Below are 20233 nucleotides of genomic sequence, written 5' to 3'. Positions count from 1 at the left end.
TTTTTTGATAGCTGTCACGGCAAGGAGATGGAGGCTGAGCCCGGAATCGAACCGAGGTCCACGGCTTTGCAGGCCGCTGCATAACCACTCTGCCACTCAGCCCAAAACAGCGATTCTATCATCTATCGTTGATGAATCGAATTATTAAGTACGCCCTGGTACGAGTACGGCATACTCGAAACAAAAAAAGCCCCGGGGGGTGCCGAGGCCTTTTTCAACTTGGAGCGGGAAACGAGATTCGAACTCGCGACCCCAACCTTGGCAAGGTTGTGCTCTACCAACTGAGCTATTCCCGCTTGATTCAGGAAGGGCGTATTGTAGCTACAGTTCGTCGTCTGTCAACCTTTTCCTGCCAGCGCGGCATGGAGGTCGGGGACGTGCAGGCGGGTATCAAGGATAGGCCCGGTAGGGCAGCGTAATGACGATCTCACCCTCGTTTTCAGTCCTTTGCATCCCATTCACATCCGCATCCCATGGCAGTCTGAACCGGCGGCGCATCGAAGAGGAGGATGAGACAAAGCTATAACCCCTTTCGCTGCGGTTTTCCACGCGGTGTGCCTCTTTGTTCTCAACCAGCAGGGAGCGCCCATCCGCACTCACCTGTATAGCTTCGGGTGAGTAGCCTTGCAGGTAGATGCGTAGATGGTAACCCGAATCATCCTGATCCTGTCTGAACCTGACACCTCGCTGAACTTGGAAGGACGATGGCGCATCCATACCCCTGTTGTAAGACCCACCAGGATTGTAATAGCCAGGAGGTTGCGCATGCAGTTGGGCAGCGGCCGCACCCATAATCAAGACGCTGACAAGATAAAGCACGCTTTTCATCGTAAACCTCCTCTAATAATCCTATGTTTCCTATTGTTAAGCTTAGCAGTTCAATAGCTCTAAACATGCCCGGATCAGATGCCGGTGGATTATATAACCTGGTCAATCGATCAACCCGTACTGGTGTGGCGGGGGCCGACTACTTGCGTTCCAATGAACCACCCAACTGACGTTCTCCCAACAGGCTGGGCAAGGCGGCCCGGATATAGATCACCATCGACCAGAGGGTGAGTATGGCAGCAATATAGAGCAGCACAAAGCCGACGGTATAAACAGGAATATTCCACAACGGCTTTTCGTAGATCAGCAGCAGAATGGCAATCATCTGCACCGCGGTCTTGAATTTACCGATCAACGAGACCGCCACCATTGTCCTGGCGCCCAGTTCGGCCATCCACTCACGCAGGGCCGATATTGTGATCTCACGACCGATGATGACCGCCGCCGGGATGGCGAATGCCGGTGTCGGCTCGGACTGTACGAGCAGTAACAGAGAGACCGCCACCATCAGTTTGTCCGCCACCGGGTCGAGAAAGGCGCCGAACGGCGATACCTGGCCCCAGCGCCTGGCCAGGTAGCCATCGAACCAGTCCGTCACGGCGGCGATTGAAAATACCACGGCACAGCTGAGGCGCGCCCACTCCACGGGGAGATAGAAAAGCAGTACGAATACCGGTATCAAGACTATTCGCAACAGTGTGAGAATGTTAGGAATATTCCACATTTTTTAATCGCTAGCCCTTATCATGAAATGCGTGATAGATCTGCTCCGCCAAGGCTGTACTGATCCCCTCGACCCTGGAAATATCCTCTATCCCCGCCCTCGATAGCTCTTGCAGGCCGCCAAACTGTTTCATCAGCCGCTGTCTGCGTTTGGGTCCTATGCCCGGAATCTGTTCCAGAACCGACCGGTTTCGGCTCTTCGAGCGTCGCTGCCGGTGTGCTGTTATGGCGAAGCGATGGGCTTCATCCCGAATCTGCTGGATTAAATGCAATGCCGGTGAATCAGCAGGCAGTATAAAGGGTGCTCTGCGCCCCAACAAGAACAGCTGTTCCATACCGGCCTTTCGGTCTGCACCCTTTGCCACCCCAACCAGGGTCAAACCCGAGATACCGAGATCCTGCAGGCGCTCATGCACAGCACCGATCTGACCCTTGCCACCGTCGATAAAAAGTATATCAGGCAACGCCACTTCACCTTTCTTGACCCTGCGGTAACGGCGCTCCAGCGCCTGAGCCATGGCGGCGTAATCGTCCCCCGGGGTGATGTCTTCGATATTGAAGCGCCTGTAATCGGACTTCAGCGGCCCCTGTTCATTGAACACAACACAGGATGCGACAGTCGACTCACCCCGTGTATGGCTGATATCGAAGCACTCCATCCGTTCAGGGATAGCCGGCAGTTGCAAGGCCTGCTGCAAGGCCTGCAACCGCTCCTCCATACCGGCCTGGGCGCTGAGCCGGGCCTGCAGGGCCAGTTCCGCATTCCCCTGCGCCATCTTCAACCAGCGGGCGCGCTCTCCACGTACCCTACTGCTGATACGGACCCGCCGCTCCGCCTGTTGGCTGAGCACCTCCTCCAGCAGCCCCTCCTCAGCCAACCGGTGATTGAGGATGATCTCGTTGGGAACCGGTTTTTCCAGATAGTATTGAGAGACAAACGCCTGCAGAATCGTCTCATCGGTGGCATCCCGGGGCACCGATGGATAGAACGACTTGTTGCCGAGATTCCGCCCTGAGCGAATGTAAAACACCTGGATACAGGCACTTCCCCCCCGCTTGGCCAGGGCAACGATATCCAGATCGCCCCCCTCGCCACTCACATATTGCCGCTCCTGAATCCTCCTTAGATGCTTGATCTGATCCCGGTAGATGGCCGCCTGTTCATAATCCAGATTACCGGAGGCCTGCTCCATCCACGCCACCAGTTCATCGACCACCTGGCTTGTTTTGCCCTCCAGGAAAAGTACCGCATGCTGTACGTCCTCCCCGTAGGCCTGCGGCGAGATCAAGCCGACACAGGGTCCGCTGCAACGCTTTATCTGATATTGCAGACACGCCCTTGAACGGTTGCGAAAAAAACTCTCTTCACATTGACGGACAGGAAATAGCTTTTGCAGCACCTGGAGGGTTTCACGCGTCGACCCGGCGCTGGGATAGGGACCGAAGTAGCGCCCCTTTCCCCGCCGTGTGCCTCGTCTGAAGGAGAGTGCGGGATAGGTATGGTCAGTGGAGAGATAGATATAGGGGTAACTCTTGTCATCCCGCAACAGAACATTGTATTTGGGCTTGAGTGATTTGATGAGATGATTTTCGAGCAGCAGCGCTTCGGCTTCCGTGTGGGTGACGATGACCTCAATCTGGGCAATCTGTCCCACCATGATCTGAATGCGCCGATTGAGACTGCGGGTAAAGTAACTGGAAACCCGCTTTTTCAGATTCCTGGCCTTGCCGACATAGAGTACATTGCCCTCGGCGTTGACCATGCGATAGACACCTGGCCTGGTGGTCAGGGTCTTGAGAAAAGCGGTGTGATCAAATTCATTCTGCTGCATGGTTTAGAGTCTGTTAACACTGATCCAATCGGCTCTGCAGGCACTGGTAATAAGTGGTACCGGTAATTCGGGATATTAGCAATCTTTATCCTTGGGACGACAGACTCACGGTGAAAGCAACACCGCCTGGATAACGAATCTTCACAAAAAAACGGACCGCACTGGATTTGTTCAATGGAACCGGTGAATGCGGGACACACCAGTGATCGGGTTATCGACCGTCGAGCAGTTTCCTGGCACGCCGAAAAACCTTTTGAAACATCGCCGGGGTGAGCCTGCGGGTTTGGGTGTTGTAACGACTGCAGTGATAGGAGTCGATCATCAAGTGCCGTTCGTCGAGCTGATGCTCCATACCGTGGGAAAACGGATAGGCCTTCTGCCTGAGCCCAAGGGCTTTGATCACTGCCTGATGGGCGATCGAACCCAGGCTTATGACAATGCTGCTCGCCGGCATATTCTCCAGTTCATGCTGCAGAAACCCGTTGCAGGTGTTGATTTCACTGCCGATCGGCTTGTTTTGAGGCGGAAGACACTTCACGGCATTGGTGATTCTGCAATTTTGCAACTGAAGGCCGTCGTTACGCGAGCTGGCTTCGGGTTGATTGGCAAAACCGAACTGGTGGAGTGTCTGATAGAGCAGGATACCGGCGTGATCACCGGTAAAGGGTCGACCCGTGGCATTGGCGCCATGCAACCCCGGCGCCAGACCGACAATCAGCAGTTGAGCATCATTATCGCCGAAAGGCGCAACCGGGGCAGCATGGTAGTCTGGGTAATCCGCCTTCACCCGGCCAAGAAAATCAACCAAACGGGGGCAAAGACGACACTTGGCGTCGAAGGTCATGAATGGTTTTCGGAATCTTTCAATATGCCATGCCGATAGGCAAGGCGCGTCAATTCAACGTCATTTTTGATATCGAGCTTATCGTATATACGTTGCCGATAGGTGCTGACAGTTTTTGGACTCAGGGAGAGAATATCGGATATTTCCAGGTTCTTGTGTCCCTCCAGTATCTGCAGCAATACCTGCACTTCCCTCGATGACAGCATCTTAAAGGGATTCTCTGAATTCCCATGCCACTCCATCAATGCATGTTTCCTGGCCACATCAGACGCGATGTAGTGATGACCTTCGTGGACAGCCTTGATGGCGCGCAGCATCTCATCAGCCGGGCATCCCTTGGTGAGAAAACCCATTGCGCCCACCTCATGCAGACGGGAAGGAAAGGGATCTTCATCAAGAATGGTAAGGGCTATCACCTTCAGATCAGGTTTGATACGCAATAGCCTGCGGGTTGCTTCAATACCACCCATGCCCGGCATATTGACATCCATCAGTACTAGGTCGGGAGAGGTCTTTTGTACCAACTCAATCGCCTCTTCACCGCTTGACGCTTCTCCAACGACATCGATATCGTGCGCTTTATCCAAAATCCCCTTTACACCGGTTCTGATCAGCTCGTGATCATCAACCAGTAGAACTTTTATCATCTCTATATCTCATCAGGTCCTTCTTGTATCTATTTAACTGGCCGGAATTGCATTCCTTTGTCGCATCCAGAGTTATCCCGGTTGTAATACATATCGACCTAATGTACCCCAAACTGCCGGTCACGGCGAGTACCCTAAGTAATTAAATCGCTTATTCCCTGTACTTTACTCAAGTATATTCAGGCTGCAGGTATCCATTTGTAACTATATGATTTTTAATTATAAACCCATGCCCTTGCGCAACACAATATTGCAACCATTTGGTCAGAAAAAGGTTAATCCGCCAGCGCTGCTCCAAGGTGGGATTATCACCCCATCGGTGCAGGGGCAGGCTCGATTGTCGAAGATCCAGAACATCGATCTGGCTGGAGTCATGATAGACCCTGAGCGTTGCGTCAGGGTCAGGGTAGTCACCGACGGCATGACTGAAATAGTAGGTTAAGTGAACAAGTGATGTATAAGGGGTCTGCTCCATGACTTCGAGATAGAGATCCATCCCATGCTCAAGGTTGGATTGGTATTGGCCTGACATCTCCGCAAGGCATGGCGCCAAACGCATCAACAAAGCATAGTTTTCCTCACTGAGATCCAGCACCATACCCACGCTTGGCCTTTTGGCCAACATTTTGTTTATGCTCCATGGGTAACCGCTTCGGTACATAATATTTAGTTTCAACTCCGACATCTCTCAGTATGCAATAGTATAGCGAGACGGTAGAAGCTCGAGTATTCGACAGGCATCCAAACGTGGGGTTAATAATAAAAAAACCCTGGATTGATAGCATCATCCAGGGTTATGAACCAAAAAACGGATCAGGCAATATGATGCAGTCCCGCGGATCTTACTTCATCCGGTACACAGGCATCATGCTACCCTGATGCGGTGATCGCCTTCAGCGACCCGGCACTTCGGCTTGGCCGCGATGTAACACCTATGCCAGACAACGCAGGAAGTGGTTGAACAAGAAATCAGGCGTTTTGCCCCTTCTGCTGTTCCGCTTCGATTTGCGCGCGAACCTCATCCATATCCAGCTCACCCGCTTTACTCAACAGTTCGCGAAATGCGGATTCAGGCAGCGCCCCTGGCTGGGAGAAGATGATGATATTGTCACGGAAAATCATCAGTGTAGGAATCGAGCGCACCTGAAAATGCATCGCCAACTCCTGCTCTTCCTCGGTATTGACCTTGCCGAAGACGATATTGTCGTGATCCTCGGAAACCGACTCATAGGTAGGTGCAAATGAGCGGCACGGTCCACACCAGGGAGCCCAGAAATCAATGATGACAAAATCGTTCTCTGTAATCGTCGATTCGAAGTTTTCTTTTGTCAGTTCTACTACTGCCACAACACGGCCCCTTGCTAATTCTAAAAAATTGGAGTGATGGTATCAGAATAGCCAACTTAATGCTTGTTGGACATTAATAGCTCTCGAAACAGGCGCATAACCATGATTTTCGACCAGTTTGAATACAGATAAGGCTACATTCAAATGGGCAGGGATATCAGAGAGGTCGCCCAGATGCACGACCTCTCCAATGACTGTTTCAGGAAACTGACCCGCGCAGATCTATCCCAAGCCTTGGAAGATCTGCTCCCGAATCTCGTCAACACCCCCTACCCCATTGATTTTCAGATACTTGCAGTCACCTGAATCCGCCTCTTTGGAGTAGAAACTGACAAGTGGCTCGGTCTGGTCATGGTAGACTTTCAGCCGGGCTTTTACCGTCTCTTCCTGATCATCATCGCGCTGTATGAGATCTTCGCCGGTGACATCATCTTTACCCTCAGATTTTGGGGGGTTATAGATGATATGGTAGGTCCGGCCCGAGGCAAGGTGAACGCGACGACCGGACATACGTTTGATGATTTCCTCATCGGGCACATCGATCTCTACCACCGCATCGATCGGCACGCCTGCCTCTTTAAGTGATTCAGCCTGAGGAATGGTACGGGGAAAACCATCGAACAGATATCCATTGTTGCAGTCATCCTCGGCAATCCGCTCCTTCACCATGCCCATGATGATGTCATCCGAAACCAAGCCACCTTCATCCATGATCTTCTTCGCTGCAACACCCAATTCGGTGCCGGCCTTGACATGAGCCCGCAGCATATCTCCAGTGGAAATTTGCGGAATTTGATACTTATCTTTGATGTAATTGGCCTGTGTGCCTTTACCGGCTCCAGGTCCGCCGAGCAGTATGACGCGCATAGTGATACTCCTTTGGTTTGTTATAAGGATCGAGGAAGTTTGCCACGCCCCGGCTGCCTGAACCAGTTGAGGCTATCAATAGGTGGATATAGGGCGTTTATGAAGGGGAGTCCCTCCCCCTTCAATCCGATACGGCTGGTTAAACCTTATTATTCAGGGACAGGCGATAGGCTCACTATCCCTCTCACTATCAGCCTGCAGTCAGCTTTAGCATTAAACTATTAAGTCGCCTCACGAATGCGGCGGGATCATCCAACTGTCCGCCTTCGGCAAGTTGAGCCTGATCGAACAACACCTTTGTCAAATCACCAAATTTATCACCATCCTGTTCGCCCTCCAGGCGCTCAACCAATGGATGTTCCGCATTGATCTCCATGATCGGTTTGGTTTGAGGCGCGTCCTGTCCAACCGATTTGAGAACCCTGGCGAGATTGGCGCTCATATCATGCTCCTCCACCACAAGACAGGCCGGGGAGTCGGTCAGGCGTTGGCTTATACGGATCTCCTTAACCGCCTCGCCCAACACATCCTGCATACGCTGCAACAGTTCCTTATGCTCCTCTGACTGTTTCTCGCTGCTCTCCTTCTCTTCCTTGTCTTCCAGCTCTCCCAGATCGAGGGCGCCCTTGGCCACCGACTGCAGCTGCTTACCCTCAAATTCGGTAAGACTTGTCACCAGCCATTCGTCGACCCGGTCAGACAGCAATAACACCTCGACGCCTTTCTTTTTCAGCACTTCGAGATGTGGACTGAAACGCGCGGCCGCGGGTGAATCGGCGGTGATATAGTAGATTTTATCCTGGCCCTCCTGTATGCGGGAAACATAGTCCGCCAGGGATACGTTCTGTTCGTCCGTCTCATTGTGGGTTGTGGCAAAACGCAACAAACCGGCAATTCGATCACGATTGGCATAGTCTTCCGCCGGCCCTTCCTTCATCACCTTACCGAACTCATCCCAGAAGGTCTGATACTTTTCCTTGTCCGATTCCGCCAGTTTCTCCAACGCAGACATAATACGTTTTACATTGGCCTGCCTGATGGTGTCTATCTTGCGGTTATGTTGCAGGATTTCACGCGATACGTTTAACGGCAGATCATCCGAATCCACCACGCCTTTGACAAAGCGTAGATAGCGGGGCATGAGCTTATCCGCCTCGTCCATGATGAAAACACGCCGCACAAACAGTTTCACGCCATGTTTTTGATCCCTGTCCCAGAGATCGAACGGCGCCCGCTGAGGTATGTAGAGCAGGGCTGTATATTCATTGTTTCCCTCGACCTTGTTGTGGACGTGGGTGAGTGGATTCTCGAAGTCGTGAGAGACGTGTTTGTAAAACTCATGATACTCCTCTTCCGAGATATCGCTCCGATTGCGCATCCACAACGCAGTCCCTTTATTGACCCGTTCAAATTCCGCTTTCTCGGGTTTCTCCTCGTCCTCGCCGTAATGTTCCTTCTCCATCTCCACCGGAATGGTGATGTGGTCGGAGAACTTGGAGATGATGGATCGTAGCCGATAGCTCTCCAGAAACTCCTTCTCATCCTCACGCAGATGGAGGACGACATCGGTGCCGCGGGTTGCCTTATCCATGTTTTCGATGGTAAACGAACCCTCCCCGTCCGATTCCCAGCGAACGCCATGCTCCTGGCCCAGGCCGGCCCGACGCGTCAGCAGCGTCACCTTATCGGCAACGATGAAGGCGGAATAGAAACCGACACCGAACTGGCCGATCAATTCGCTGTCCTTGGTCTGGTCTCCGGACATGGCTTCAAAAAATTTGCGTGTGCCTGAACTGGCAATGGTGCCGATAGTCTCAGCGACCTCCTGTCGGCTCATACCGATGCCATTATCGGAGATGGTGACGGTTCCCGCATCTTTGTCGAGGGTTACCCGCACCCTGAGTTCGGGATCGTCCTCGAACAGGGCCTCGTCCGTCAGGGCTTCAAACCTCAGTTTTTCCGCCGCATCGGAGGCATTGGAGACTAATTCGCGTAGAAAAATCTCTTTATTACTGTATAGCGAACGAATTACCAGGTTGAGTACCTGACTAACTTCTGCTTGAAAATCAAGGGTTTCCTTATGAGCTTCGACAGTCATCTTTAGGTTAGAACTCCAATTGGTTTAGTTGACGATTTTTATCGGTGGTTAGGTTTTTTTGTCGTCGCTTAATATGGGGATTCCAACACTAATTTCAAGAACCCAATTCAATTAGGGCCTGTTAACACTAATCCAATGCGCCCTGTTGTGCCTGAAAAAGCGCCAATCAAGGCGCGAGGAGAGAAGTTTGGTTATTCCAAATGAACGACGAGCAACGCCGAGTGGCGCTTTTTCAGGCACAACCCGAAGGGCTGGGGCTGTTTTCGCCCCCAGCGGCGTTATCATTCGCTCATGTAGAATAACTACACTACGCTCATTCTGCCTTGCTGGGCACGAAAACAGCCCCAGCAGGGCGCATTGGATTAGTGTTAACAGGCCCTAAAACGCTGAGGTGACATTGAGACTCGCGTGATTCTCTTCGTAACTATCAACATCCGTATCAGCGTCTCGCTCGAGATGGGTTATGTTGAATCCGACTCTGCTGTCAGTGCCGAACTGGTAACTTACACCCAGCGTGGCTGTCAATTGATCGTAGACCAAAACCTCTTCTTCGTGATCTATGCCAGTGATTTGAAAGTACCCGCTAGTTAACCGGGCAAGCCTTCTTGTCAGCAATACGCTTAACTCGATATCTTCCGTATCTCTACCGGAGCGGTCATAGAGACGTTCCAGATAACGCCCCCTCAGGTTAATCGAAGTCCTGGTTGTCTGATAAGTGAACTCTGTGGAAAATCGCTTGCTCTCATAAAAATCCTCTGTAATGGAGGGACTGTACGCAGCGCGCACAGTGACAGGGGATGACTCCAGAATGGGATCCCTTACCAGATTGCCAAAAGCATCCTGGCGCTCGAACAGCGGCTGTGTACTCAGTTCATCGCGGGCACTGACAAAATCCTGTTCATAGCTGGCGGTCCATATAGTCCTGCCCGTTCGATGACTGAAATCGAAATAATAGTCATCGCCAAATGACCGCTCACCGACACCGAGTGCAAAACGCGTCCTGGGGTTGGGTGTGTAAATAGCTCCGATACTCCATGTAGAGTCGTCTCTATCATCAGCAACCGCTAAATCATACTCCTCATATCCGGCCGAAAAGGCGGCTGACCACTGATTGGTGATTTTTTGTATCAGTTCCGCACGGAATATCTTCGTCTCATTGTCATCGTCCAGATTTTCATAGTCCACATCGCTTTGTTGATATAAGACTTCCCATATCTGGTTTGTGAACATGCTGCCGTTACCGAATGCAATCTCACCCCGCCTGCCTGAACTATCGTTGTCGAGATCTTCTGAATAGTCGATTCTGTCCCCGGTAAATCGAACCTCAACGACACTGAAATCACCCAGCCTGGCAGTGAAATAGGGGCTCAGCCCGACTGAATAGAAATCCGTGTCATCCTCGGTACCGGTCAAGCCGCCGATGCCCGATCTGCCGGTACTGGTGATGTTTGTCCTGTCCGCCCTCAGCCAGCCATCGAGGTAGAGATGGTTTTCGGCAATCTCCACATTACCCTCGGTGCGCATAAAATGGACAACTTCATTGTCTTCCGTCTCGTCCCAATAGTGACGGTATTCCGGTGCATAGTTGAAATCCAAATTTGCCCTGGCCCCCTCCTTGTAGATCGACAGGGTGGGCCTGACCACCGTAATGTTGTCGCTCACCTCGTCTTCATGGGTCAGATTCGCATTATCGGTGTAAATCTGCTGAATTCCGATACTTGGAGATATCACCCAGTCAGCGGCATAGAGAGTGCCTGAATTTGCGGCCAATCCCATGCCACAAGCGAGACAGGTATAGACAAGGGGTTTGCCCCCGAAGATCTGTTCCATATTTAAATGATTCAGCTTATTGATGATCATTTCTCACGTCCTTCATCATTCGAAATTTGGATTAACCCATTAGCATTAAAAAAGTCAGCAGGATCCGGGGCCAAATAAGTTCGAAATAAGATACGCAGGATAAATCAAGAAGTCGAGAGATTGAGGTCATAAGCAACGGATCAAAACCCGGTCTCTGCACAGCCAATTGCTGAGGACAGTTTCCCGTATCTAGAACAGATCAGGTAGAACCCCCATAACCCATTGATTGAATGTGTTTTCTGACACCAGCATCCGTCACACACCCGGCGCCGTCCCGACAATGAATTGTCACAGAAGCCGGGGTTCCCATATGGGTATGAATAACGCACCATATAGAAAAATTCGACAACGGCCGCAACGAGAAGCATATGAACATTGTCACAATCAATACTCAGCCCTACGACGATCAACGCCCCGGCACATCGGGTCTCAGAAAAAAAGTCAAAGTTTTTCAAACACCTCACTATTTAGAAAATTTTGTACAAGCCATTTTCGACACACAGACGGATCTGAGAGGGGGCATCCTCGTACTCGGCGGGGACGGTCGCTACTACAACCGCGAAGCGATCCAGGTCATCTTGCGCATGGCCAGCGCCAATGGTGTGAAACAGGTCTTGCTCGGCAGAGGCGGACTGCTGTCGACACCCGCTGCCTCCTGCATTATCCGCAAATATAACACCGATGGAGGCATCATCCTGTCAGCCAGTCATAATCCTGGCGGCCCCGACGAAGATTTCGGCATCAAATTCAACACGCCCAACGGAGGACCGGCACCGGAAACAGTCACTGAGGCAATCTTTCACCGGACGACTGAAATCGATGAATACCGGATTTCACAGACCCCCCCCATCGATCTGGATAAAGCGGGAAAAGTCAGCCTGGGTGATACCCGGATCGACATCATCGATCCGGTTGCAGACTATGCCGATCTGATGATGGAACTGTTTGACTTTGACCGAATTCGAAAACTCTTCGATTCCGGTATATTTTCCATGCGCTTCGACGCCATGCATGCGGTTACAGGTCCTTATGCCACGGAGATTCTTGAGGGAAGACTGGGTGCTGAACCCGGAACAGTGATAAACGGCATACCCAAAGTCGACTTCGGTGGCGGCCATCCCGATCCCAACCTGGTTCATGCGCATCAGCTTGTCGAACTCACCCGCGGCACCCATGCCGTCAACTTCGCAGCGGCTTCAGACGGTGATGGTGACCGGAATATGATTTTAGGCCGCAACTTTTTTGTCACACCCAGCGACAGTCTGGCCGTCATGGCGGCTAACGCCCATCTCATCAAAGGCTATTCCGGCGGCATCAGCGGCGTGGCACGCTCCATGCCCACCAGCCAGGCGGCGGATCGGGTGGCGGACAAGCTTGGACTGCCCTGCTTCGAAACCCCAACAGGGTGGAAGTTTTTCGGCAATCTGCTGGACGGTCGAAAAATCACACTCTGCGGCGAAGAGAGCTTTGGCACCGGATCCGATCATATCCGCGAAAAAGACGGGCTCTGGTCGGTACTGTTCTGGCTCAATCTACTCGCCGTCAAACAGCAGTCCGTGGAAAAAATCGTCACCGATCACTGGAAGGCGTTTGGCAGGAACTACTATACCCGTTACGACTACGAAGCCATCGACAAAGCCGATGCTGAAAATCTGATGGACGCATTGCGGGAAAAGCTCCCCGCCCTTCCCGGTCAAACCCTGAGTGGCTACCGTGTTGAGTATGCCGACGACTTCGCCTACACGGACCCCGTAGATGGAAGCATATCGGAACGCCAGGGAATAAGAGTGGGTTTCAGCGACGGCTCGAGAATCGTTTTCAGGCTTTCGGGAACCGGTACTGAAGGAGCGACTTTACGTGTCTATCTGGAGGCCTACGAGACCGATCCGTCCAAGCAGACACAGTCGACCGAGTCCGTCATGACACAACTGGTGGATAGCGCTTTGACCCTGGCTGAAATCGAGCATCGAACCGGGCGCACAAAACCCAGCGTCATCACCTAATAATGACTGGACAATCCATCAGCGAATCGCCTATAAACAGATGTAGTGGAACTGTCGTAAACAGAGACTAAAATTCGTTTTCAAACTTATTGATACCAGGAGCAACAAAGTGGCCAGCAAACAGGAAAGTAATGCGAAAAAGAGCACCACAACAAAAAAAACCAAGGCCAAGGTGAGTAAGAAAAAGGTCACAAAGAAAAAGGTAATCACTAAGAAACGGGTTGCAAAAAAAACCATGTCAAAGCGTAGCGCCAGAGCCTCTATCAGTCCGAGGGAGCGCTACGAGATGATAGCGACCATGGCTTACTATCGCGCCGAACAACGCAATTTCGAATCGGGACACGATGTTGAGGATTGGCTTGAGTGCGAGAGTATTATCGACAGCATGCTCGGAAAATAGATGTGACTTGGTCTACCACGACTTCCTGATCGGGATTTAATGCCTCCTACCAAACCATTGAGGAGGAACAGTCACACTCCATAATGATCCCTATACCCCACCCATTGGCCCAGTTGCGGTCATAGGTCCGTATAAAACTGGGCAGTGGGCAGGAATTTCCAACCGAACACTGGAGCATAGAACGCTCGAGTGTCAATAACTTGTAAATTGCGAGTGGGGCAAGCCCAAGAAGAATTGCCTGCTGTGAAAGTGTCCGCGAGGCGGTAATAGCCACCGCCGAGTACTGGGGATCGGGCTGGAGAGGAAACCGTGACGCCCGGCATACATCGGATATGGCGTCCCCAAGGGGAGTCGAACCCCTGTTACCGGCGTGAAAGGCCAGTGTCCTAGGCCTCTAGACGATGGGGACAGGTCTCTGCCGGGTATCCGGCTCCGGGTACCGCATGCAAAGTGGAGCGCGAAATCTACGGTACTTTCTCTGCTGTGTCAAGGCTTTGCACAGCCTATTTTCCACTTCTGGCGATTAACAATTCAGTGAATTTCATGCTGTAGTGGCCAGCACAGGAAACGGCCTAGGTTTCAAACAACAGCCCGGCCTTTAACACCTCTGAGGATTGCTGTTGATGTCTGGGTATACCGACCAGATAGCCTTGCACGTAATCGCATCCCTGTTGCTGAAGAAAAGCCAGTTGGCTCTCGTTCTCGACACCTTCGGCAATGACATCGATATTGAAGGCATGCGCCAACTGTATCATCGCGCGCACAAGGCTGGCATCGTTGCTATCCGCAACGACACCGTGGATAAATTCCCTGTCGATCTTCAACAGATCAAACGGAAATTGTCGCAAGTGGCTGAGTGAGGCCTGACCGGTCCCGAAATCATCCAGTGCGACTCTCACTCCTAAAGACTTGGCCTGTTGCAGGAACTGGTCGGCTTCTGCCAATTCCTGTGTAAGCGTGTCCTCGGTTATTTCCAGAATCAGGCTGCGGGGCGCCATCTTTCCCGCCACCAGACTCTCGAGGAGATTACGGCAGAAGACCGGATCATTAAGCAGTCTGGCGGATAGATTGATGGAGATGGCCACCTTGCCTTCCTTATCGCCGTGTTCATTTTGGAAATGCAGCGCCTGCTCAAAAAGCGGCCCGAAAAGAGAGGTAATGAGGCCTGTGTCATTCAGTGCCGTTAAAAAGTGATCCGGAGTAAGGATTCCGCGCTGCGGGTGCTGCCAGCGCAGCAGTGCCTCGTAACAGAGCAACTTGCCACTGATCGACTCAAAGATGGGTTGAAAGTGGTAGTGGAATTGTCCTGCCTCCACACCCTGGCGAACTTCGTGTTCATACTTAAGCCCCTCAGCAACGCGTTCCGTCATTTCGCCGCTAAAGAAACAATAAGCTGCACGTCCGTGTCGTTTTGCCTCATACATGGCGGTATCGGCATCACGGATAAGATAGTCGGCTGAAACATCATCAAAGGGCGCCATCGCTATGCCTATGGATGCGGAGACGCACAACTCCTGGCCGGCCACCTGAACCGGCTGCTCCACCGCACGCAGTATCTTCTCGGCGAGAGGCGCCATAGCTTCTCGGCTGTTGATACCTTCAATCAAAATAGCAAATTCATCACCACTCAACCTGGCCACGGTATCAGAGCTTCGCACGATAGAAGTCAAACGTTCGGCGATACGTTTCAACAGCTCGTCGCCGGCCAAATGCCCCAGGCTGTCGTTGACCTGTTTAAAACGGTCCAGATCGAGAAACATGAGACCGATCAATCCATCCCCTCTGAGGGCAATCGCCAGGGCATGCTCAAGACGGTCATGAAACAGAATTCGATTAGGTAACTGGGTCAGCGCATCATGGTGCGCCACATGGTCGAGGTGACGCTGGCGGTTATGCACCTGCTTACGCATTTCACTGAAGGCATCCACTAAATCCTGTATCTCCTTCAAATTACTGTTGGACGGTGCATTCGATTCCAAGCCACCACTGGCTTCCTGCTTCAATGCCGTGGCGGTCTGCCCGATAGGGAGCAACAGGTTGCGCTTGATGAACTGAAAGGCTGCAAACAGAATCAGCAATCCCAGCATGGCCATCGCCAGAATCGATACCGACAACCGCTTTGCGGTTTGAGTGAGTTGCGTGATGCCATCCGCCGACTGGGCATCGAGAGCGAGGTCGATAAGCGAGAAGCGCTGACGCATGCTATCCAACAGCGGGGTGACCTTTTCACGCATGATATGCAGGTCCATGCGCCAGGTTGGCTTATCCATGAACACCAAGACCCGTTGGTATCCGTTCATCCAGGATTTGTAGTGGGCCTCCATAGCCACCAAACTATTGGATAGTATGAATTCCTCATTATTGTATTCGAAGTGGTTCTCCAAGATCTTTAATGTCAGGATAAAGCGTTCCGCATAATCTGCTATAGCGTCATTACGCCCTTGGAACTCACTATCCTGATTGGATGCAAACAGGCCGAATCGGTTTGCCACCATCAGACGCAATTCTCCGGTCAAGCCCATCCAGAGTCGTTGTAAAGTGGAAATCTGACGAATCACAGCGACCTGTTGATCAAGGGGAAATCCAACATCCACCTCCTGACGTAACAGCTGAAGTTCACCGAGAATCCCCTTGTTATGCGGATACATCTCCTCCAACATCAGATTCATGGCGGGAAACCAGCCCTCCACATCCCGTCGGACATCGATCAGATTTTTAACCTCCCGTTCCAGCGCAAGCTTTTCATCGAGCAGACCCTCCGCCAGGTCAGCCTCATCCAGAGGCAACTGCTTCAGGGAATCCGTTAAATCGAGAAGCACCTGTTCCAGGCTGAGTAATGTATTCTCAGTATGAACCAGATTCCCTTTAACCGGCTCATTGAGAATACGCTGGAGATTATTTTCCAAGTGATTCAGTTGGGTTTGAGCATCAGCCAGGATGCCGGCAGCTACTGTTCTGGCGGTAATATTGTCAATCTGTCTTTGACTGGTGCTGTTTACCAGACTCCAGCCAAGGTAGGCAAAGGTGACCAATGCCACACCGACCAAAATGGAAAGCAGAGTATAGCGGCCACGATAGGAATCAAGATCAGGTATCAGACCTTTAACACTAGACATATGCCTTGGTTTCGTTTAAGTCGTTTCATTACAATGCGTTACATCTTTTCTTATTGATTCTTCCGCACGAACTTTCCCAGTTCTTCACTACGCTATGAAACAGACAATAACGGTAGCGCATACAACCTAGCGTATGCCATAAATGCAGGGAATTACACGGCGGATAATATGGGAATTTTGTAACAAATGCAGCTACGAGACCCATACTATGTTGACATCGATCAACTCAGAGCGGTTGCACACCCGGCAAATGCTGTTCGAGGAGGGAGGTTTGTTTGTGTCGATCGATCATGAGCAGCAGAGAGTGACTCATTTCATATGTAACCCGCAGGGCCGGGCCTATTTGCCGCCCTGCGAGTTATCGATCGCTCAGTGGAGGCCGTTCATGTTCCGTGGTCTTGGCATTCATTGATAAATTCCAATCTTCGACAACCATCACTATCGCCCGGCAGAAGATGAAATTGTCCGGGATCCTGATTGAAGCATCAGCTGACAAGCATAATTCTATTGCTCTTTCCGACTCTTAAAATCAGTTCACGAAGCGACAGGTAAACGATCAGATCTCAGTCAGACTGCCTTCGAACACTATTTCTTCACTCGGTCTGTCCTTCGGTAACTGATTCGTGTTTTCTATAGAGACCTTGAAACGTTGCCGATCACTAAGGGCTGCCGGCAGATTCATCTGCATACTGCCGTCATGGGGCAAAATACCGAGGGGGTGAAGGTGTCCCAGCTCATCCTCCAACCACAACTGACAGACCTTACCTTGCGGTAACGGAGTCGGCTCTACAGCCTTTACCTTCAGAAAGGGATCGTTGTCCACTGCGCCTACCAGCCAGCCGGGTTTTAACTGATCATTCAGAACCACCATTATGCTGTCCATGGCCATATCCGGCTGACGGGTCGTCATCAGGGTCATGCCCATTACCAAGACCAAAGTGGCAGCAACCATGCCGAGACTGCGCCAGAAGTTCAGGCTGTTCCAAAAACCGGTGGTAGCTTCCACACGGGTGTCAATCGGATCTATCCGACTCGCGATTTGATCCCAGACAGCCTTTGGAGGCGTTACGGGTTCAATGCTGTCCAGCATGGGTTCCAAACGCCGCTGCCATGCATCAACCTCGCCCTGCAGCTGCATGTCTGTCTGCAGACGCTGTTCGAATTCGATGCGTTCCTGACCTTGCAAGGTGCCTAGCACATATTCTCCTGCAAGGATATTGATATCATTAATTTCATTTTCAGGCATCATGATCAAGACACCTCCTCAATTGTTCCAGACCTCGACGTATCCATGTCTTGATCGTACCCAACGGCGTTTCAGTATAGGCGGCCAGCTCATCATGGGTCATACCCTTGAAATAAGCCAATGCAATAATCTGTCGCTGCTGCTCTTTCAGCTGTTGCAGACAGTTGTCCAGACGCCTTCCCTCATCGGTACGGCTCAGACCTTCCAGCGGCAGGGGATTGTTATCGACCTGCTCCGGAAAACCCTTGTCATCACTCTCCGTCATCTCGCGCTTCTGTTTGCGAAGCAGATCCAACGCCTGATTTCTCGCGATCGCTGACATCCAGGTCAACGGGGCCGCCAAATGAGAACGATAGTTGCCTGCATTGTTCCAAACCTTGATGTAGGCATCCTGCAAACAGTCTTGCGCCAAATCTTCTCTATTTAATATACGCAGCACAACGCCATATAGTTTCGCAGAAGTAATAGTGTACAGACGGGAAAAAGCTTTACGATCGTTCAGGGCGCAGGCCGCAAGCAATTCTTCGAGTTCCTGATTGCGTAGCCGCACTGCTTCCTGTGGATCAGTGTCTCCATTTGCCATGGATCCCCCCAAGGGATGTGAACCTGCCACAAGATTACTGGCCTTGCGCCATGGCGGCAAGAGGTACAGGCATTCAGTTACTGCCTTGTATGTTACTGAGTTCCATACAGCAACCGGGGAAAGGCAATATGAAATCTCATGGCGATTGAGGGATAAGCTACACATCGGCCTGATTAATCCTGTTCCTGTGGCACTCCCATATAGCCGGAAAACTTCAGACACTGCTTACCGTCCAACTCGACTATCTGCACTGTCTCCCCGCCGCCGCGACCGAACCCCTGTACCACAGCCTCTGTGGCGGATACCGGTTGCAGCGGGACTCTGATCAGATTCTCACTCAAATGCGGCGCGCGATAGTGCAGGCAGAGCACCCCATCCTGGTCACTCAATTTGAGATCCCGTATCGAGAACTCTCCATCCGGATTGATAGTCCGGTAACTGCCCAACCGCTTCTTCCATACCGACTCCCATTGATCGGATTCGATCCTGTTACCGAGCATGATCTCGTTACCGTCCCGGTCCGCCACCAAGACATCCATGCCGTTGATCTCGCGCTCACGTAGACGCAGATCACCCAATATCCGGTATCCTTCCGGTAATTGTTGGGTACTTTTTTCACTAAGCCCCAAACTGCCGTCTTCAAAACGCACCAGATCCAGAATCTGCTCAATGATGCAGGCACAGAGTCTGGGTTGCTCGGCATCGACCATCAGCAGCCCAAGATCCGTGGCATAGGCGCCAGAGGGTGTGTCATAACCAACCGGAAGGTCGCTCGTAACCTGGCGCAGTGACTGTTCGGGAAGTTCTCCGCGTATCGAAGCGGCAATCATGAGTATGGTTGTCGCCAACTCCTTTGCAATCCGATTGCTGTCCGCGCCATTGGCCAATACGGCAATGCCCAGATCCTGTTCCGGCAGCAGCACCATTTCAGCACCGAACAGCAGCGTGCTGCCACCATGGCGAACACGCTTCCCAATGACAGGGTGGTGCTCAATAAACCAGCCAAATCCGGGTAATATACCCAATGAAACCTGACCATCGACAGTTTGTGGCTGAAACATCTGACTCAGCAGTGGTGAAGGCAGCGCGGGGATTTTGGCGCCAAGCAGTGCGGTTATCAAACGGCCCAGATCCTCTCCTGTGGAATAGAGACCTAATGCCGGCGTATCTCTTAGTGGTGGCTGAGGCCGGATCTGACCGTCCAGATGTCCGGCGGATAATCGACTCTGTAACTCCGACGAAAGATCAAAACCACTGCTGTGCATCTCCAAGGGAGTAAACAAAGATCGCTCGATAAAATCCGTATAGGCCAGACCCGAGCGTTGCTGAACCAGGTGTCCCAGCAAGTCATAACCGATATTTGAATAGCTATAGACCCGATCAGGATCGTATGCGGCATATTCCTCGTGCAGCAGTGTCGTCACCTTGGTAAAGGGGGTATCCGTGTACATTCCCTTGCGCAGGTCGCTGGGAAGTCCACTGCGATGACTCAGCAGTTGCCGGGGTGTCAGCGGGGTTGCATCCTGCTGGTGATGTCGAATAGAGAAGCCTGACAGCTGATCTTTTAACGCCAGATCCAGGTCAATCCTGCCTGCTGCGACGAGTTGCATGACAGCAAGCGCAGTAACCGGCTTGGTTAGTGATCCAACCCTGAACAGGGTTCCCGTATCGACCCTATCTCCGGTACGGGTGTTAGCGACGCCGAATCCCTCAAGCCAGACAGCGCCCTCTCTGTCGACCAGGGCAATACTCAATCCCGGTACCAGCTCTTCTTCCAGCAACCGGGTAATCAATTTCATCGTCTCACTGCGCACACTAGCCATATCACCCTGAGGAACG

At 51.8% G+C, this 20233-nt stretch carries 15 protein-coding genes, 3 tRNA genes and 1 pseudogene; 2 read left to right on the top strand and 17 right to left on the bottom strand.

From position 1 onward, the window contains the following. Positions 1–28: 28 nt before the first annotated feature. The 12 genes and pseudogenes from AB8516_RS19700 to AB8516_RS19645 form a co-directional block, all read right to left on the bottom strand. A tRNA-Cys gene (locus AB8516_RS19700) sits at positions 29–102 on the bottom strand. A 118-nt stretch (positions 103–220) separates the two neighbouring features. Next, positions 221–296: transfer RNA gene (locus AB8516_RS19695), tRNA-Gly, on the bottom strand. 94 nt (positions 297–390) lie between these two features. Next, positions 391–828, bottom strand: coding sequence for an Hsp20/alpha crystallin family protein (locus AB8516_RS19690; RefSeq protein WP_369162854.1), 438 nt, complete (start codon positions 826–828; stop codon positions 391–393). 139 nt (positions 829–967) lie between these two features. Beyond that, positions 968–1552, bottom strand: coding sequence for a CDP-diacylglycerol--glycerol-3-phosphate 3-phosphatidyltransferase (gene pgsA, locus AB8516_RS19685; protein WP_108293478.1), 585 nt, complete (start codon positions 1550–1552; stop codon positions 968–970). A gap of 10 nt (positions 1553–1562) precedes the next feature. After that, positions 1563–3383 carry an excinuclease ABC subunit UvrC gene (uvrC, locus tag AB8516_RS19680; protein ID WP_369162852.1) on the bottom strand — a complete coding sequence of 607 codons (1821 nt, stop codon included), beginning with the start codon at positions 3381–3383 and terminating at the stop codon, positions 1563–1565. A gap of 211 nt (positions 3384–3594) precedes the next feature. After that, positions 3595–4227, bottom strand: a complete 633-nt coding sequence (locus AB8516_RS19675; RefSeq protein ID WP_369162850.1) for a uracil-DNA glycosylase — start codon at positions 4225–4227, stop codon at positions 3595–3597. After that, complete coding sequence (locus AB8516_RS19670) at positions 4224–4874, bottom strand: response regulator (RefSeq protein WP_369162849.1); 651 nt, start codon at positions 4872–4874, stop codon at positions 4224–4226. Before AB8516_RS19670 ends, AB8516_RS19675 begins: the two co-directional genes overlap by 4 nt. Positions 4875–5043: 169 nt before the next feature. Continuing rightward, on the bottom strand, positions 5044–5499 hold the full coding sequence (locus tag AB8516_RS19665) for a DUF1249 domain-containing protein (protein ID WP_069121742.1): 456 nt from the start codon (positions 5497–5499) through the stop codon (positions 5044–5046). A gap of 344 nt (positions 5500–5843) precedes the next feature. Beyond that, positions 5844–6236 (bottom strand): annotated as a pseudogene (gene trxA, locus AB8516_RS19660) (thioredoxin); the annotation flags it as partial. A gap of 207 nt (positions 6237–6443) precedes the next feature. Further along, positions 6444–7088, bottom strand: a complete 645-nt coding sequence (gene adk / locus AB8516_RS19655; protein WP_108293486.1) for an adenylate kinase — start codon at positions 7086–7088, stop codon at positions 6444–6446. A gap of 190 nt (positions 7089–7278) precedes the next feature. Next, a complete protein-coding gene (gene htpG / locus AB8516_RS19650) occupies positions 7279–9186 on the bottom strand; it encodes a molecular chaperone HtpG (protein WP_369162848.1) in 1908 nt (635 codons plus the stop codon). Between the two features lie 378 nt (positions 9187–9564). Then, positions 9565–11046: a TIGR03016 family PEP-CTERM system-associated outer membrane protein gene (locus AB8516_RS19645; RefSeq protein WP_369162847.1), complete on the bottom strand. Its 1482-nt coding sequence runs from the start codon at positions 11044–11046 to the stop codon at positions 9565–9567. Positions 11047–11414: 368 nt separating this feature from the next. On the opposite strand from AB8516_RS19645, the gene AB8516_RS19640 reads away from it, so the two are divergent. Together AB8516_RS19640 and AB8516_RS19635 are read left to right on the top strand one after the other, a co-directional pair. Further along, positions 11415–13049: an alpha-D-glucose phosphate-specific phosphoglucomutase gene (locus AB8516_RS19640; protein ID WP_369162846.1), complete on the top strand. Its 1635-nt coding sequence runs from the start codon at positions 11415–11417 to the stop codon at positions 13047–13049. Between the two features lie 109 nt (positions 13050–13158). Then, complete coding sequence (locus AB8516_RS19635; protein ID WP_369162845.1) at positions 13159–13449, top strand: DUF2934 domain-containing protein; 291 nt, start codon at positions 13159–13161, stop codon at positions 13447–13449. 333 nt (positions 13450–13782) lie between these two features. On the opposite strand, the gene AB8516_RS19630 is transcribed toward AB8516_RS19635, so the two are convergent. The 5 genes from AB8516_RS19630 to AB8516_RS19610 form a co-directional block, all read right to left on the bottom strand. Next, positions 13783–13858, bottom strand: a tRNA-Glu gene (locus AB8516_RS19630). 163 nt (positions 13859–14021) lie between these two features. Then, positions 14022–16565, bottom strand: a complete 2544-nt coding sequence (locus tag AB8516_RS19625) for a putative bifunctional diguanylate cyclase/phosphodiesterase (RefSeq protein ID WP_369162844.1) — start codon at positions 16563–16565, stop codon at positions 14022–14024. 556 nt (positions 16566–17121) lie between these two features. Next, entirely contained in the window at positions 17122–17814 is a 693-nt protein-coding gene (locus AB8516_RS19620) for an anti-sigma factor domain-containing protein (protein WP_369162843.1), read from the bottom strand. Further along, positions 17804–18394 (bottom strand): sigma-70 family RNA polymerase sigma factor, encoded by a 591-nt coding sequence (locus tag AB8516_RS19615; protein WP_369162842.1) that lies wholly within the window; start codon positions 18392–18394, stop codon positions 17804–17806. Before AB8516_RS19615 ends, AB8516_RS19620 begins: the two co-directional genes overlap by 11 nt. A gap of 173 nt (positions 18395–18567) precedes the next feature. Further along, positions 18568–20193, bottom strand: coding sequence for a serine hydrolase domain-containing protein (locus tag AB8516_RS19610; protein WP_369162841.1), 1626 nt, complete (start codon positions 20191–20193; stop codon positions 18568–18570). Between the last annotated feature and the right edge of the window lie 40 nt (positions 20194–20233).

This window comes from Candidatus Thiodiazotropha sp. LNASS1, assembly GCF_964212655.1.
Lineage (GTDB): Bacteria > Pseudomonadota > Gammaproteobacteria > Chromatiales > Chromatiaceae > Thiodiazotropha.
This window is presented reverse-complemented; position numbering and strand designations above follow the sequence as displayed.